Origin of the sequence: Deinococcus aquaticus (assembly GCF_028622095.1) — a bacterium.
Classification (GTDB): domain Bacteria; phylum Deinococcota; class Deinococci; order Deinococcales; family Deinococcaceae; genus Deinococcus; species Deinococcus aquaticus.
The window spans coordinates 74,435-86,692 of the sequence record NZ_CP115167.1; the positions used below are offsets into that span (position 1 = coordinate 74,435).

The window sequence follows — 12,258 nt, forward strand, 5'->3', positions numbered from 1 at the left end:
CATTTTATGCTGTGCATGTGGTGTGTCGTTTGTGTGTGGCACGGCGAGAACGCCGCCCTACACCGCCCGTGCCAGATCGAACAACCCCGGCTGCCCCGCTCCCGCCTCCACCCACCCCTGCACGTCCCGCAGGCCCCGCTCCACGCCGGTGAAGCGCAGGTAGGTGCCGTCACACGAATCCGCGCCCAGCGCCACGCAGGCCTGCACCCGCCGCGCACTGTTCACCCGCCCCACGTGCACGCCCCAGTACCCCAGCGCCCCCGCCTGGGCGATCAGCGCCGGGCCGTGCCGCCCCCGCCACGCGTCCGACCCGGCAAGGAACAGCCAGTTCGCACTTTCGGGCAGCGCCAGCGCCTCCTGACCGTCCTGCGCCACGACCGCCACCGGGAAGTCGTGCGCCTCGATCACGGACCGCCAGCGCGGGAACAGCGCCAGGGTGGCCGCCGCGTCCCCCACCACGTCCGGCGCGGCCACGAACAGGCAGCGCGGGGCGAACGGCCGCAGCCGCTCCAGATGCGCGAGAAACGCCGCCGCCTGGAAGTGCCCGGTGAACCCGTCGTTGTCACTCGCCCACCAGCGACCCTCTGCGAGCGGCGCCAGTCCCCGCACCCGGGGGCCCACCATGACCCCGACGTGCGGCGACGCGCCCCCCAGCCGGCTGCCGGTGGCCACCAGGTACATCGTCACGCCGCCACCCGCAGCCGCAGGAGCATCTCGCCCAACTCGCGCCGCCGCGTGAACACGTCGAAGATCCGGTCCAGCGCGGCCCGCTCGTCGGGCGTGAAGCGGGGACCGTACACCCACAGCAGCTGCGCGGTGTGCGCCCGACCCCACGCGAGGAGGGCTCCAAGCGCCTCGTCCCGCGCGGCCCGGGCGGCGGTCAGACCCAGCTCATCGTCCGCCTGATCCATCAGCTCGGCCCACTGGTCCTCGGTGCAGTCGCCGTGATCGAGGCGCAGGGTCAGCAGGTCCTGCACGAAGGCCACGTCGACCGCCACCCGCCGCACCTCCTCGCGGGCCAGGGCGTAGTTGCGCTGCACGGGGTGCAGGTGCGCCCAGCGCCCGCTCACGCGGCCCCCCGGATCAGGCGGGCCGCGTAGCCGCGCACCTGCTCGGCCTCGTGGGGCTGCACCTGGGTGAGGCTGCTGATCACGCGGCCCAGCGCGGCGCTCGCCACGGCGTAGTGATTCCCGGCCAGGATGCCAGCCAGGGCGAGGTCACGGTGCAGGCGGCTGGCGGCGGGCTTGGGCAGCCCGATGCGGACCTCCTCGCGCAGCTGCACCTGACCGTCGCGTTTGGCGCGGTTGAGGATGGCGACGGCGGCCGCCTCGGTCGCGTCCCGGCCGTCCACGCTGGCGCTGATGACGCCCTGGCCGTCAGCGGCGAGGGTCACGCGGTGCTGGCCGAGGATGACCGGGGCGGTGCCGGACTCGTAGCGGCCGTAGAGGGTGACGTTCCAGGTGCGGGTGATGTGGCGGGGTTTGGTATGGTTGCGCATGGCCTTGCTCCTTGATGGGGGTGGGGTTTGAGGTGGCGCGGTGAATCTTGGCGGACGATCCGCGCCCTTCTCTTGTTAATTATGATGGCAGATTGTGCGCGTGTATTGGTGTGAATAACCTGTGCTCCCACGGGTCCGGCTCGAACGGAAAGCGGCCCCCCGCCTGCGCGAAGCGCTCGACCGTCACCCAGGCGTACTCGACTGGCGCGAAGCCCTCCACCCAGATCGACGGCCACGCCCGCTCCGCCCCGATCACCCGCGCCGGACGTTCCTCCCCGCCCGGCAACACGGCCGTCCAGGCGGCCAGACCGACCAGCTCGTACCTTCTATCTCGGGAAATATCGCTGTTTCTCATACCTGATTGTTGCTCTGACACGATGGAAACAGGTGTGTCTCATCTGTGTAAGATTGCTTTTCATGCGCCCGGTGCGCATGATGACGGACATGCCCACCACCACGCCCGCCGCCCCACCCGACCGCGACCAACTGATCGCCACCCTGACCGCCGCCGCCCGCGAGCGCGCCGCCGCCCTCGGCCTGGACCGCGTGGAACTCGCCCGCCGCGTCCACGACACCAGCGAGCCCACCAGTCACCAGATCAGCGACCTCGACCGCATCCTGAACGGCCGCCGCCTGGGCCTGCTCGCCGCCACGGGCCTGAAACTGCTCGACGTGCTCGGCCTGCAGGAACTCCGCCCCGTCTGGGGTCCCGTGGACCCCGGGCCCAGCCAGCGGGCCGCGAACCTCAGCGCCGCCACCGACCTGCGCCTGGGCACCGACACCAGCATCCGCGGCCGCCTGACCTACGCCGCCGCGCGCCGCGCCGTGGAGATCGGCATGACGCGCGAGGAACTCGCCCGCCGCGCCGGCCTGGTCGACCTGGACCGCGACCCGCCACCGCCGGACCACACCCTGAGGGCCATCGCGACGAGGTACATGACCGGCCGGACCAGCCTGCTGACCAGCAATGGCCTGGACGTGCTGCGCGCCCTGGGCCTGGTGGAACTTCAGCCGGTCTGGCGTGCGCCCCGCAAGACCCGCAGCGGGAAGGCGTGAGCCTGCTCACACGGGTGCAAGCCCCCGCGCACGCGTGCTACCGTGGCCGCGTGATACCCGAGATTTCCGAGGCAGAACGCAGTCTGGAGCGCGTGTGAGTCGCGGTCCCATCCTCATCGGCATGGCCAGCCTGAAAGGTGGCGTCGGCAAGACCACCAGCGCCGTGCATATCGCTGGGCGCTTCGCCGAGCAGGGCCGGAAGGTCCTCCTGGCGGACGGCGACCGCATCCGCACCGCGACCACCTGGGCGGCCCGCGGGCACCTGCCGTTCACGGTCGGCAGTGAACGCAGCCTCGCGCGCGCCGCCGAGTACGACGTCGTGATCATCGACAGTCGCGGCGGACCCGAGACCGTGGAACTGGTGGAACTCGCGCAGGCCTGCCATCAGCTGGTGCTGCCGGTGCAGGCGGACATTCCCAGCATCGACGGAGCGCAGCAGACCGTGAACGTCCTGCGGGAGCATGGCGTGCGGGACGAGCAGTTCGTGGTGATGCTGACCCGCGTGAAGAAACAACGGGTGGGCGAGGGGCGCGAGGCGATCAGCAGCCTGAGCATGCCGCTGCTGACCGGGAAGATCCGGCAGAGTGACGCGTTCATCGACGCGGCGAACGAGGGGGTACTGGTGCGGGACGTGCGGGGCAACAAACTGGCCAAGAGCTGCTGGCAGGACTACATCGACGTGACCCGCGAACTCGAAGCGCGGATCGGGGCGCGGGCATGAGCGGCAAGCGCAGCGGCCTGCTCGGCGGGCTGGACGCCCTGCGGCAGAACCGGCCCCGGGACGACGAGGACGGCGGCGAGCAGCAGGCCGCGCAGACTCAGACCCCGCCCGCCCAGGCCGAGCCTGTCCCGGCGAAGCCCCGCGCGCCCCGGAAAGCCCCGGCGAAGGCGACTCCAGCCCAGAAACCGGCTGCAGCTCCGGCCCGCCCGGCCGGTGGGGTGACCCTGCCTGCGTGGGACGGCGGGACGGCCAGCCGGAACGGCGGGAAGAATCCGAACCTGGGGACGCGTGTGCGACCGGAGCTGAAAGCGGCCCTCGACCAGCTGGTGTACGGCCTGAAGCAACAGGGCTGGCCAGTGGATCATCATCACGTCGTGGAGCTGCTGCTCGAACCCCTGCTCGACCAGGACGGTGTCGAGCGGATCATCGCCGAACTACCCGCCCGCCTGGGCCACCGCGACTGACCCTGGCCCGGAACACGACCGCGCCCCCGCCAGCCTGATCAGGGCTGGCGGGGGCGCGGCGTTGGGCTCAGCGGGTCAGGGGGTGGATGAACGTCCAGGGCTGGCGCAGGCGTTCCTCCTGGCGCCCTGCCTCGGTGGCGGCGTCCAGTTCGGCCTGACGGCGGGCACGCAGGCCGGGCACGGTGAAGAACCCGAGGTGAGCGCCGGGCTGGCCGCGGTACGTGCCGGAGATCTCCAGGTCGTCGGCGGCGTAGCGGGTCACGTGCAGCGTGACGGGCTGCCCCAGGTCGGCGGGCGTGGACAGCAGCAGGGTCGGCTCTCCGGCCTGGGGGTCGGCGAAGCGCAGGACGTGCGTGACAGCGTCGGAGAGCGGGCCGGTGAAGGCGAGCTGCTGGGCGAGGCTGGGCTGGGCGGGCTGAGTGGTGGGGACAGACATCGGGACCTCCAGAGTGGGGAGTGCCCCGGCTTTGACCGGGGCGGGGGACGGTTCAGGCGAGGGTGATGATGACGGCGACCGTTTCGCCGTCCAGCTGCTCGCCGTACCCGGCCCACTGCGCGAGGCCTTCTTCGGGCTGCCCGGCGACCCCGTGGTCGGCACCGTCGTGGGTGGGGGCGAGCAGCACGGGCGCGTGGCCGAGGCCGCGGGCGTCGAGGGCCTGCAGGGCTTTGATCATGTCGCGGACGGTCAGGGTGTCTTCCATGCCTGTATGATGCCACATAATGCGTGAGTGTTGGTGTGTCAAAAGTGTGTGGCCACCGCATCCGCCCGCCACGCGAGGAACGCCCCGACCCCATCCTCGAAGGCCAGCTCCGCCGGGAGCGGGGCCTCCCGGACGGCATGCAACACCGCCCCCAAGTGGACGTGATCGACCTCCAGGTAGTAACGCTCCGGTGAGGGCAACACTCCCTCATCCGACGGCTCATCGTCGAACGGCACCATCACCGACACGGTCAGGCTGCTGGCCGCGCACGTGGCCGCCAGCACCCGCGTGCCGGGGCGATGCGCGCCGCCGCGCTCCTGCACGGCGGACGTGTCGAAGGTGCCCCCCAGCACGTCCCGCAGGCGGGGCAGGGCACTCAGGGCGTCGGTCAGGATGGACAGGAACAGGATCTGCATCGGGGGCCTCCAGGGGCTGGGGGCGCGGCCCTGGCATGGGGGCCGCGCGGGTCGGTGAGAGGATCAGGCGCAGGCGGGCGTGCCGATCAGGTTCAGCAGCTGCTCGCGCGCGCCGTTCAGCAGTTCCGGCACCAGCGCCAGCGACGCCGGAGTCGCCGGGGTCAGCGACACGTTCAGGTTCACGAAGCCCGCCGTCACGTCGAGCACGTCACCGGGCTGCCCCTGCGCCGCGCAGAACGCCAGCAGACCCGAGAGGTGCGCCAGGGCACCCGGCCGGTCGCCGAGGCCAGGGAAGGCCGCGTTCAGGCTGACCCGCAGCGCCGCGTCGATCTGGGAGCGGGGCAGGTCGAGTGGGACGAGCACGGCCAGGCGGGAGCCGCGGTGGCTGGTCACGCCGATCAGGTAGGCGACCTCGCGGCCCCCCTCGTGGGTGACGGTCACGCCGCGCAGGGGCTCGCCGGGCGCGGCGCAGAACGAACCGGCAACGGGGGTCAGGACGGGGAACAGGATGGGCATGGGGGGCCTCCGGAGGCTGGGGGAGAGGAACGGGGTGGGCCGGTCGGGCGGTGTGTGGGGGCGCGAGTCAGAGCTGCCCGCGCCCCCCGTGGCGGTTACCAGATGAGCGGCACGGCGCGCAGGGCCACGCCGCTTTCAACCGACACGCCGAACAGGCCGCCGTCCGGGGCGCACACGTACACCGGCAGGGCGTCTGGGGCGGCCAGCAGGGTCAGTTCGTTGTCGATGGCGGCGAGAACGTCCTCGACCGTGGCGTCCCAGCTGGGAGCGGCGGGCTGGGCGACGATGGTGGCGTGCTGGGGGGTGGTTTCGAGGTCGAAGCGGCCGGTGTCGCCGGAGGGGAGCAGCAGGGTGACGGTGGCGGTGCGGGGTTCGGTGGCGAGGTGGGCGCGCAGGGCGGTCAGGGTCAGCGTTTCGTTCATGGCTATATGATGCCGCTTAATGCGCCCCGCGTGGTGTGTTGAATGTGTGTGGGACGGCAGACCCCCGCCCAGACAGAGCGGGGGCCGGACAGTGGGTTCAGGCAGCGTCGACCTTCATGCCGCGCGCCCAGCGGCGCACCTGCAGGCTGTCCTGATTGGCCGCGTCGTACACCGGGCGCATCGCGGCGGCCCCGGGCAGCCCACGGCGGCGCGCGGCCCCTTCGCGGCTGCGGATGGCGGTCACGACATCGAACAGGCGGTCCCAGGCGGCGTTCGCCCCGGCGTAGTCGCCGCGCAGCGCGCAGACCTCCAGCTGGGCCTGCAGGGCGAAGCGCTCCTCGACGCGGGCGCGCCAGGTGTCGCGGGCGTCCTCGGCGTCGCCCTGGAGGCGCCCGTGGCGGGCGGCGTCGGCCTCGCGGGCCTCGGCGTCGGTGCCCTGGGCGCGCAGGGCCGCCGCGACGCGGTCCCAGCCCTCGTCGGGCAGGGCGTGGGGGGCGGCCACGCCGCGCACCTTGGCGGGGGCGTCCACCTGGGCGACCGGGGGCAGCTCGGTCTCGGCGGGCTCGGGCAGCGCGACCGGGGCGGGGGCATCGACGGGCTCGTCGACCGGCGCGGCCTCGGGCTCCTGAACGGGCTCGGCGGCGGGCTCTTCAGTGCTGGGCTCTTCGGCGGCGGGCAGCAGGGCCTCGACGCGGGCCTGGATGCGGATGATCTTCAGGCGGCGGTTCATCAGGGCGGGGTTGCGGGTTTCGCCGGCGGTCAGGCCGGTCTCGACCACTTCGAGCAGGGCGCGGGCCTCGTTGAACTGGCCAGCCTGGGCGGCGGTTTCGGCTTCTTCGGCGGCGGTGAGGGCTTCGGCGAGGGCGGTCTTGATGACTTCGTTCATGGGTCTATGTTGTTATTTCTTGCGCGCCGCGTGGTGTGTCGAACGTGTGTGGAAAAAAGCCGCTGCCGTGCGCGTTTTCCCTGTTCTGAAGCGGAAAAAATGTGTGCGGAGAGGCCGTGTGCAGATGCGCCGGCGCGGGCGAGGGGGCCGCGCCTCGACGCCCTGACTGGGGCCTAACGAACCGGCCCCCTGGCAGGGGGGGCGCACCAGAGGGCCAGGAAGGGGACTGCGCGACGCTCCGCGCCCCGCAGTCGCCCCGGCAGGTCCGCTGGGGCCGCAGCGGGCAGCGGGCGAGGCGCGGCGGGCATCACGGGAACCGGCCCCCCTGGATGGGAGGGCCGGTGCGGACTGCGGGGGGTGGTCACTGCCAGCGCAGCAGGTACTCGCCCAGCGCCGTGCGGAAGTCGTCGGTGAGGGCATAGAACCGGTCGTCGAGCGTGGCCAGATCATCGGCCTGCTCGTCGGACAGCAGGTGGAACGACGGCGGGGCGAAGCGGTGGGTCTGATCGATCAGCGCGAGGATCTCGGTCACGGTGGCGCGCTGGGCGGGGCAGTGCTCGGCGAAGCGGGACAGGGCCACGCGCAGCACCGCCTCCTGGTGGTCGCGGTACCCGAAGTTCACCCACTGGGCGAAGCCGCCGTTCCCGACCGAGGCGATCAGGGTGTGCAGCACGATCAGGTGGCGGTCGCGCTGGCGCAGGGTGTCGACCCAGGCGTTGAAGTCGAAGTTGCGGGCGGCGGTGAGCAGGCGGGTCAGTTCGGATTCGAGGGCAGGAATCATGGATTTATGATGCTGTGAAATGCGGCTGATGTGGTGTGTCAAACCTGTGTGGGAGCGGGCCGGGGTGTCAGCGCCCCGGCCCCCGCTGGTCAGTACCAGACCGTGCCGACCGGCTGCGTGCCCGCCACGAGCAGGATCATCCGGCGATCGCGCTGGGGCCGCGCGAACACCGGGGTCTCGTCGGCCTGCCCCGTCCAGTTGAGCGCCACCTGCGTCACCGCTGGGCAGAGCAGCCGGATCTCCCACAGCAGGTCTGCGAACGTGGCGGCGAGGGGGTGGGCCTGGGCGACGTCGCAGGCTTCCTGCGCCACGGACACGTTGTCCAGTGCCGCGGTCCGGACCGCGACGCCGGTGCGGGTGAGGGGCAGGGTGCGTGCCCGGGCGGCCAGCGCCAGGGCGTCCTGCAGGTTCTGTTCGAGGATGAAGCGGCGCGCCCCACCGATGACGTCATGGGCGACGGGCTGCCCGGCGGGGACGGCCGTGGCGATCTGGGAGAGGTGGTCGTGGGTGAGGGCGTACGCGGCGCGGACCTCGCGCAGCAGGCGCTTGGCGCGGGCCTGATCGCTGGGGAGGCGGGGCAGCCCGGCAGGGGCGCGGGTGAGCGGGTCGCGCAGGGCGGCGGCGAGGTGGGCGTGGCGGTCGGACAGGTTGGTTTCCATACCTACTATGATGGTTTTTCATGCGCGGGGTGTGGTGTGTGGCTTGTGTGCGGATAACGCCTTCTCAGACGCAAAAAATGAAGCATGGACCATGACGCTGCCGTGACCCCCCGCGCCTCCCATAACAGGTAAGGGGGCCGCTCGAAACGGCCCCCTTACCTGTGGTGAGACTTGGCCTGCAGCGCCCCCGGCGGAGGCCCCCGCCTCGCCCACGCCTGGAACACGTGCGGCCGCACCTGCCACCGGTCGTAACTCCACACCTGCCGCCGCCCGCGCCGGGCCTGCACCATCAGCAGCGTCACGCCGCACCGCGAGCAACGCCAGTGCTCCCCGAACTCCCGCTTCCCGTCGACGTGAATGGGTGGGGGCAACGTGTGCTCGCACAGCGGCCCGGCATACCCTTCCGCGATCAGGTGCGCCCGGGGCCACTCCGTGAACGCGAACGGCCGCACCACCGGATCGACGAAACCCGCGTCCTCCCCGATCTCCTCGCACTCCAGCGCGCCCAGACGGCCACCGTCCTCCACCCACACCCCGACCAGCAGCCGCTCACCCCGCACCACGACCTTCAGGTGCAGGCCTTCGAACACGCACAGCGCCGCCTGCCCACTGGCCCGCGCTGAATCCGCGAGCGCCGCGATCACTTCCGGCCGGGTGAGCTGCATCGCTCAGGCCACCTGCGCTGGCGCGGCCGTGATCCGCTGGCCGGACGCATCGACCAGGTAGTCCCGCCCGAGCACCGGGTCCAGCACATCCTCCAGGAACACGGTGGATATTTCGCGCGTGGCGCGCTGGACGCCGAACAGAATGCCGTTATCGGGTCTCACTCGCCTTTCCCCCCCTGGGGCGCCGCAGCCCGGGCCGGGATCAGCGCGAACCGGAACCACAGGCCTTCGTCCTCCGACTCGTCGTGATGCTCCCACTCGCCGTTCTCGATCCGCTCTGCAGCATCCCGGAGGAGGCGCGCAATCTGGTAGTAGTTGCTGCTTCTTGCCGCCAGGACAAAATTACCGCCGTTCATCAGGCGGTCCACCGCCGCCTCCCAGGACATGTCCTGAGGCGCGTCGGTTGCTCGCGTGGCGCTGGCATGGCCGACATAGGCCGGCACAACATCGGATGCAGCGGCCCCATGCAGCAGGCCAAACACCGCGCGGTTGAGCAGGAACCGGGCGTCGCTGTCGTTCGGGTTGACCATACCGATCGTGATCTGGAGGACGTGAGTGATCGGGCGGGGTAGCTGCGCACTGGGGAGGGCGGGAACGGTGTCGTTGGGCATAAACATCTCCAGGTGAAGGGTCAGGCGGAAGGGGAGACTACCTGCAGGCGGCCTCCCACCTCCTCGATGTGATGGAAGGCTTCAAGGGCGGCGATCACGCGGTCGGTGCGGCTGTTCGACCAGTTCAGGCGGGCGCCCAGCAGTCGTCGGGAGAGGCCGCACGGTTCGCGGCGCAGCGCTTCGAACATGCACCGCTCGTCGAACGTCAGTCGGGCCGGGAGTGGCACCGGCGGGCGACTCTCCGCGGAGAGCGGCGGCTGCGGCGGGGTCGTGTTCAGGCTGTAGGCCGGATCGCGCGCGTCTCCCGTACGAGCGACCACGCCTGCAATCAGGAGGGCGTTCAGGGTGCGGTCGACCACGTCGCGGGTCAGTTCCGTGCAGGCATGGATCTCCTCGGGGTACCACTGCAACGACGGCCGTTCCTGCAGGAGCGTCAGGACCTGCGCGCGCGGGGATAATGACCAGGTGGGCTGCGTGTCAGGCTCAGGGGGTGACGGCACCCCGGCCGGGTCAGGCTGCGTGGGAACTTCGGCGGGTACAGCGGCCGCTGGGGCAGGGGCAGGGGCAGGGGCCTCCGGGAGATCCGCAGGGGGTTCCTCCTCGCGGTCCTGCTCGTCCTCCGGTAGGGGCATGGACGGCACGGCGGGTAGTGGCTCCGGCAGGACGGCCAGTGATGCGACCCGCTGGAACTGCAGGGGCCGGGCCTTTCGGCCCGTGCCGGGAACGATGGTCACCAGATCCGGCGCGAACCTGGGCAGCTGGCGCCTCACCGACCGGCCCGCCAGCTCCAGAGTGGAGACAGCGTCCTGCACGGTGAACACGTACCCACCCGGCAGCTGCTCGATCCAGGCCTGCAGCACCTCGGCGGTGTCCCACCGCAACTCCAGCGGCTGCCCCGTCACCCGGACCTCTCCCGGTCTATGCCGCGCGGGCCGCCCTTCACGCGGCGATCTGCGCGACGACGGCGCGGAGCTGGGCGCGCTGCGCGGCCGCGTCGGGGAACAGCGCCCGCCACGCCTCGACCGCCGCGGCGGAGATGCCGGCCGGGCAGGTCACCACGGCCCGCTGCACCGTCGCCGCGAGTCCCTGGTCGACCAGGAACCGCCGCAGGCTCATGGCTTCGAGGACGCTGCCCAGCGTCATGGTTTCCTGCACGTCGGTCAGGCCCTGCGCCTCGTCCCGCTGCTGGAGTTCGGCGTTGAGTTGCGCCGCGACCCGCTGCGCGGCGGCCTTGTCGTCCTCCAGGCGGCGGCGCGTTTCGTTCCAGGTGCGCTCCCGCGCGACCATCGCGGCGCGCTCGCTGGCCAGGGTGCGTTCCAGTTCCGCCTCGCGGGCCGCGGCCTGAGCTTTGACCTGTTCCAGCTTGGTCTGCAGGGTGTCGGCGCGGCGCCGCTCGGCGGTCGCGTCGGCCTGAGCGCGTTCGGCCGCGCCGCTCATCAGTTCGCGTTCGTCGTTCAGCAGGCCGTCCAGTCGCACGAGTTCCTCGCCGAGCTGGTCGTTCACCAGCTGCGCCATCAGACTGCCGATGCGTTTCTCGACGTCCTGGAACATCGTCACGAACTCCGGGAACTGCCCCACGAGGCGGCGTCGGGTGGTTTCCTCCGACTGGCCGATGGTGTGGATCAGGCCGACCTGACACATCAGTTCGACGTACGCGTCGATGGCGACTTCGAGCAGGGTGCCCGTCGCGCCCTGGCCGTGCTCCTTGAAGTACTCGGCGGTGAACTGGCTGGCCAGCTGCGTCAGGATGCCCTTGTCCCGCATCGGCATGCTCTGGAGCTTGCGGGCCAGTGCGGCGGCCTCCGCGACGTGCTCCTCCTTCACGCCGGGCGGGACGGGCACGGTCATGCCGTGCGCCACGACCTCCTGCACGGGCCTGCCCAACGGGGCGCCTGCCTTCTTGTGCGCGAGGAATTCCTTCAGGGTGTCGCTGACGACGGGAAACGGCTTGTGGCTGCTGAGATTGAACATGGAAGGCCTCCAGGCGGGGTCAGAACAGGGACGGCATGATCGTGGGGCGGGATGGGACACGCCGGTTCACGCGGATCTCCGGAGCGCCACGCCGGTGCGGTGGCGCGGGGCGGCGATGTCGTCCAGCCAGGCGGTGAATTCGCGCCCTCGTGGGTTGCTGGTGAGTTCGTAGGCGTGCAGCGGCAGCCGCTCGACGCCCTGCCGGGTCAGTTCGGCCCGGATCAGGGGCGTGACCGGCACGCGGCGGATCACCTGATGGGCTCGCAACATATCCACGGCTCGCCTCAGTGCCGAGGACCTGATCGGCCCGGCGGCCAGACGCCCGGGCAGTTGCTCGACCGCGAGGGGGGCCCGCTCGGCGCGCAGCGCGGCGGGGATGTAGTGCAGCAGGACGTGGAAGGCGCTCACGCTCGCTCCTGGCGGCGCTGCTGGGCGGCGCGGGTGAGGTGCCGCTTCGGGGGCAGACCAGCCGCCTTGCGCAGGGCAGCGCCGTAGGTCTGCCAGTTCTCGTACCCGGCCTGCAGGCTCAGTTCATGCAGGCAGGTCGTGTGACCGACGTCCGAATGACCCTGGGCCCTGAGCAGGAGGCTCATCTGGCGGGCCCTGGCCTTGACCTCCAGCACGGCGGGCGGGTCGGGGGGCGTCATGCGCTCACCGGCCACCGGACCTGCGCGGTGACGAGGTGGGCGAGGTACGTGTTGGCGTGGTCCCAGCCGCGCCGCCACTGGCGGAGCGTGCCGGGCTGGTTGCGACGCTGTTCTTCAGTCCGGGCCTGCCAGCCCGCCTCGAACAGGGCCGCGCTGTGGGCGCTGGCGACGTGCGCGACGATCACGCCGCCGAGCACGGCCAGCCCCACCCGCTCGGGCTGCCCGGGGAGGGGTGCGGGCACGC

General features: G+C 71.6%; 23 protein-coding genes. 3 read left to right on the forward strand and 20 right to left on the reverse strand.

Annotated features, from left to right (window positions below; genetic code table 11):
* Positions 1 to 57 precede the first annotated feature (57 nt).
* The 4 genes from M8445_RS17225 to M8445_RS17240 form a co-directional block, all read right to left on the reverse strand.
* A complete protein-coding gene (locus M8445_RS17225; protein ID WP_273991456.1) occupies positions 58 to 687 on the reverse strand; it encodes a hypothetical protein in 630 nt (209 codons plus the stop codon).
* The gene (locus M8445_RS17230) at positions 684 to 1,070 is read right to left on the reverse strand and encodes a hypothetical protein (RefSeq protein ID WP_273991457.1); all 387 of its coding nucleotides are present in this window, start codon (positions 1,068 to 1,070) and stop codon (positions 684 to 686) included. The genes M8445_RS17225 and M8445_RS17230 overlap by 4 nt, the downstream gene beginning before the upstream one ends.
* Positions 1,067 to 1,498 (reverse strand): hypothetical protein, encoded by a 432-nt coding sequence (locus M8445_RS17235; protein WP_273991458.1) that lies wholly within the window; start codon positions 1,496 to 1,498, stop codon positions 1,067 to 1,069. Before M8445_RS17235 ends, M8445_RS17230 begins: the two co-directional genes overlap by 4 nt.
* A 79-nt stretch (positions 1,499 to 1,577) precedes the next feature.
* Positions 1,578 to 1,853, reverse strand: coding sequence for a hypothetical protein (locus M8445_RS17240; protein ID WP_273991459.1), 276 nt, complete (start codon positions 1,851 to 1,853; stop codon positions 1,578 to 1,580).
* Positions 1,854 to 1,915: 62 nt separating this feature from the next.
* Here M8445_RS17240 and M8445_RS17245 point away from each other — a divergent pair, with 62 nt between their 5' ends.
* From M8445_RS17245 to M8445_RS17255, 3 genes are all read left to right on the forward strand, one after another.
* Positions 1,916 to 2,554: a hypothetical protein gene (locus M8445_RS17245; RefSeq protein ID WP_273991460.1), complete on the forward strand. Its 639-nt coding sequence runs from the start codon at positions 1,916 to 1,918 to the stop codon at positions 2,552 to 2,554.
* Between the two features lie 94 nt (positions 2,555 to 2,648).
* Positions 2,649 to 3,275 carry a ParA family protein gene (locus tag M8445_RS17250; RefSeq protein WP_273991461.1) on the forward strand — a complete coding sequence of 209 codons (627 nt, stop codon included), beginning with the start codon at positions 2,649 to 2,651 and terminating at the stop codon, positions 3,273 to 3,275.
* Positions 3,272 to 3,739, forward strand: a complete 468-nt coding sequence (locus tag M8445_RS17255) for a hypothetical protein (RefSeq protein WP_273991462.1) — start codon at positions 3,272 to 3,274, stop codon at positions 3,737 to 3,739. The genes M8445_RS17250 and M8445_RS17255 overlap by 4 nt, the downstream gene beginning before the upstream one ends.
* Before the next feature lie 67 nt (positions 3,740 to 3,806).
* On the opposite strand, the gene M8445_RS17260 is transcribed toward M8445_RS17255, so the two are convergent.
* The 16 genes from M8445_RS17260 to M8445_RS17335 form a co-directional block, all read right to left on the reverse strand.
* Positions 3,807 to 4,175 carry a hypothetical protein gene (locus M8445_RS17260; RefSeq protein ID WP_273991463.1) on the reverse strand — a complete coding sequence of 123 codons (369 nt, stop codon included), beginning with the start codon at positions 4,173 to 4,175 and terminating at the stop codon, positions 3,807 to 3,809.
* Between the two features lie 52 nt (positions 4,176 to 4,227).
* On the reverse strand, positions 4,228 to 4,440 hold the full coding sequence (locus M8445_RS17265) for a hypothetical protein (protein ID WP_273991464.1): 213 nt from the start codon (positions 4,438 to 4,440) through the stop codon (positions 4,228 to 4,230).
* A 38-nt stretch (positions 4,441 to 4,478) separates the two neighbouring features.
* Positions 4,479 to 4,856 carry a hypothetical protein gene (locus M8445_RS17270; RefSeq protein ID WP_273991465.1) on the reverse strand — a complete coding sequence of 126 codons (378 nt, stop codon included), beginning with the start codon at positions 4,854 to 4,856 and terminating at the stop codon, positions 4,479 to 4,481.
* 63 nt (positions 4,857 to 4,919) lie between these two features.
* The gene (locus tag M8445_RS17275) at positions 4,920 to 5,372 is read right to left on the reverse strand and encodes a hypothetical protein (protein WP_273991466.1); all 453 of its coding nucleotides are present in this window, start codon (positions 5,370 to 5,372) and stop codon (positions 4,920 to 4,922) included.
* Between the two features lie 95 nt (positions 5,373 to 5,467).
* The gene (locus M8445_RS17280) at positions 5,468 to 5,794 is read right to left on the reverse strand and encodes a hypothetical protein (protein ID WP_273991467.1); all 327 of its coding nucleotides are present in this window, start codon (positions 5,792 to 5,794) and stop codon (positions 5,468 to 5,470) included.
* Positions 5,795 to 5,891: 97 nt separating this feature from the next.
* A complete protein-coding gene (locus M8445_RS17285) occupies positions 5,892 to 6,680 on the reverse strand; it encodes a hypothetical protein (protein WP_273991468.1) in 789 nt (262 codons plus the stop codon).
* A 361-nt stretch (positions 6,681 to 7,041) separates the two neighbouring features.
* On the reverse strand, positions 7,042 to 7,461 hold the full coding sequence (locus M8445_RS17290; RefSeq protein WP_273991469.1) for a DMP19 family protein: 420 nt from the start codon (positions 7,459 to 7,461) through the stop codon (positions 7,042 to 7,044).
* A gap of 89 nt (positions 7,462 to 7,550) precedes the next feature.
* Complete coding sequence (locus M8445_RS17295) at positions 7,551 to 8,120, reverse strand: hypothetical protein (protein WP_273991470.1); 570 nt, start codon at positions 8,118 to 8,120, stop codon at positions 7,551 to 7,553.
* 155 nt (positions 8,121 to 8,275) lie between these two features.
* Positions 8,276 to 8,785: a hypothetical protein gene (locus M8445_RS17300; protein ID WP_273991471.1), complete on the reverse strand. Its 510-nt coding sequence runs from the start codon at positions 8,783 to 8,785 to the stop codon at positions 8,276 to 8,278.
* 3 nt (positions 8,786 to 8,788) lie between these two features.
* The gene (locus M8445_RS17305; protein WP_273991472.1) at positions 8,789 to 8,947 is read right to left on the reverse strand and encodes a hypothetical protein; all 159 of its coding nucleotides are present in this window, start codon (positions 8,945 to 8,947) and stop codon (positions 8,789 to 8,791) included.
* Positions 8,944 to 9,396, reverse strand: coding sequence for a hypothetical protein (locus M8445_RS17310; RefSeq protein WP_273991473.1), 453 nt, complete (start codon positions 9,394 to 9,396; stop codon positions 8,944 to 8,946). The genes M8445_RS17305 and M8445_RS17310 overlap by 4 nt, the downstream gene beginning before the upstream one ends.
* A 20-nt stretch (positions 9,397 to 9,416) precedes the next feature.
* Complete coding sequence (locus tag M8445_RS17315; protein WP_273991474.1) at positions 9,417 to 10,298, reverse strand: hypothetical protein; 882 nt, start codon at positions 10,296 to 10,298, stop codon at positions 9,417 to 9,419.
* Positions 10,299 to 10,335: 37 nt separating this feature from the next.
* Positions 10,336 to 11,367: a hypothetical protein gene (locus M8445_RS17320; protein ID WP_273991475.1), complete on the reverse strand. Its 1,032-nt coding sequence runs from the start codon at positions 11,365 to 11,367 to the stop codon at positions 10,336 to 10,338.
* A 66-nt stretch (positions 11,368 to 11,433) separates the two neighbouring features.
* Positions 11,434 to 11,775: a hypothetical protein gene (locus M8445_RS17325; RefSeq protein WP_273991476.1), complete on the reverse strand. Its 342-nt coding sequence runs from the start codon at positions 11,773 to 11,775 to the stop codon at positions 11,434 to 11,436.
* Positions 11,772 to 12,014, reverse strand: coding sequence for a hypothetical protein (locus tag M8445_RS17330; RefSeq protein ID WP_273991477.1), 243 nt, complete (start codon positions 12,012 to 12,014; stop codon positions 11,772 to 11,774). Before M8445_RS17330 ends, M8445_RS17325 begins: the two co-directional genes overlap by 4 nt.
* Positions 12,011 to 12,256: a hypothetical protein gene (locus M8445_RS17335; RefSeq protein ID WP_273991478.1), complete on the reverse strand. Its 246-nt coding sequence runs from the start codon at positions 12,254 to 12,256 to the stop codon at positions 12,011 to 12,013. The genes M8445_RS17330 and M8445_RS17335 overlap by 4 nt, the downstream gene beginning before the upstream one ends.
* Positions 12,257 to 12,258: the final 2 nt, after the last annotated feature.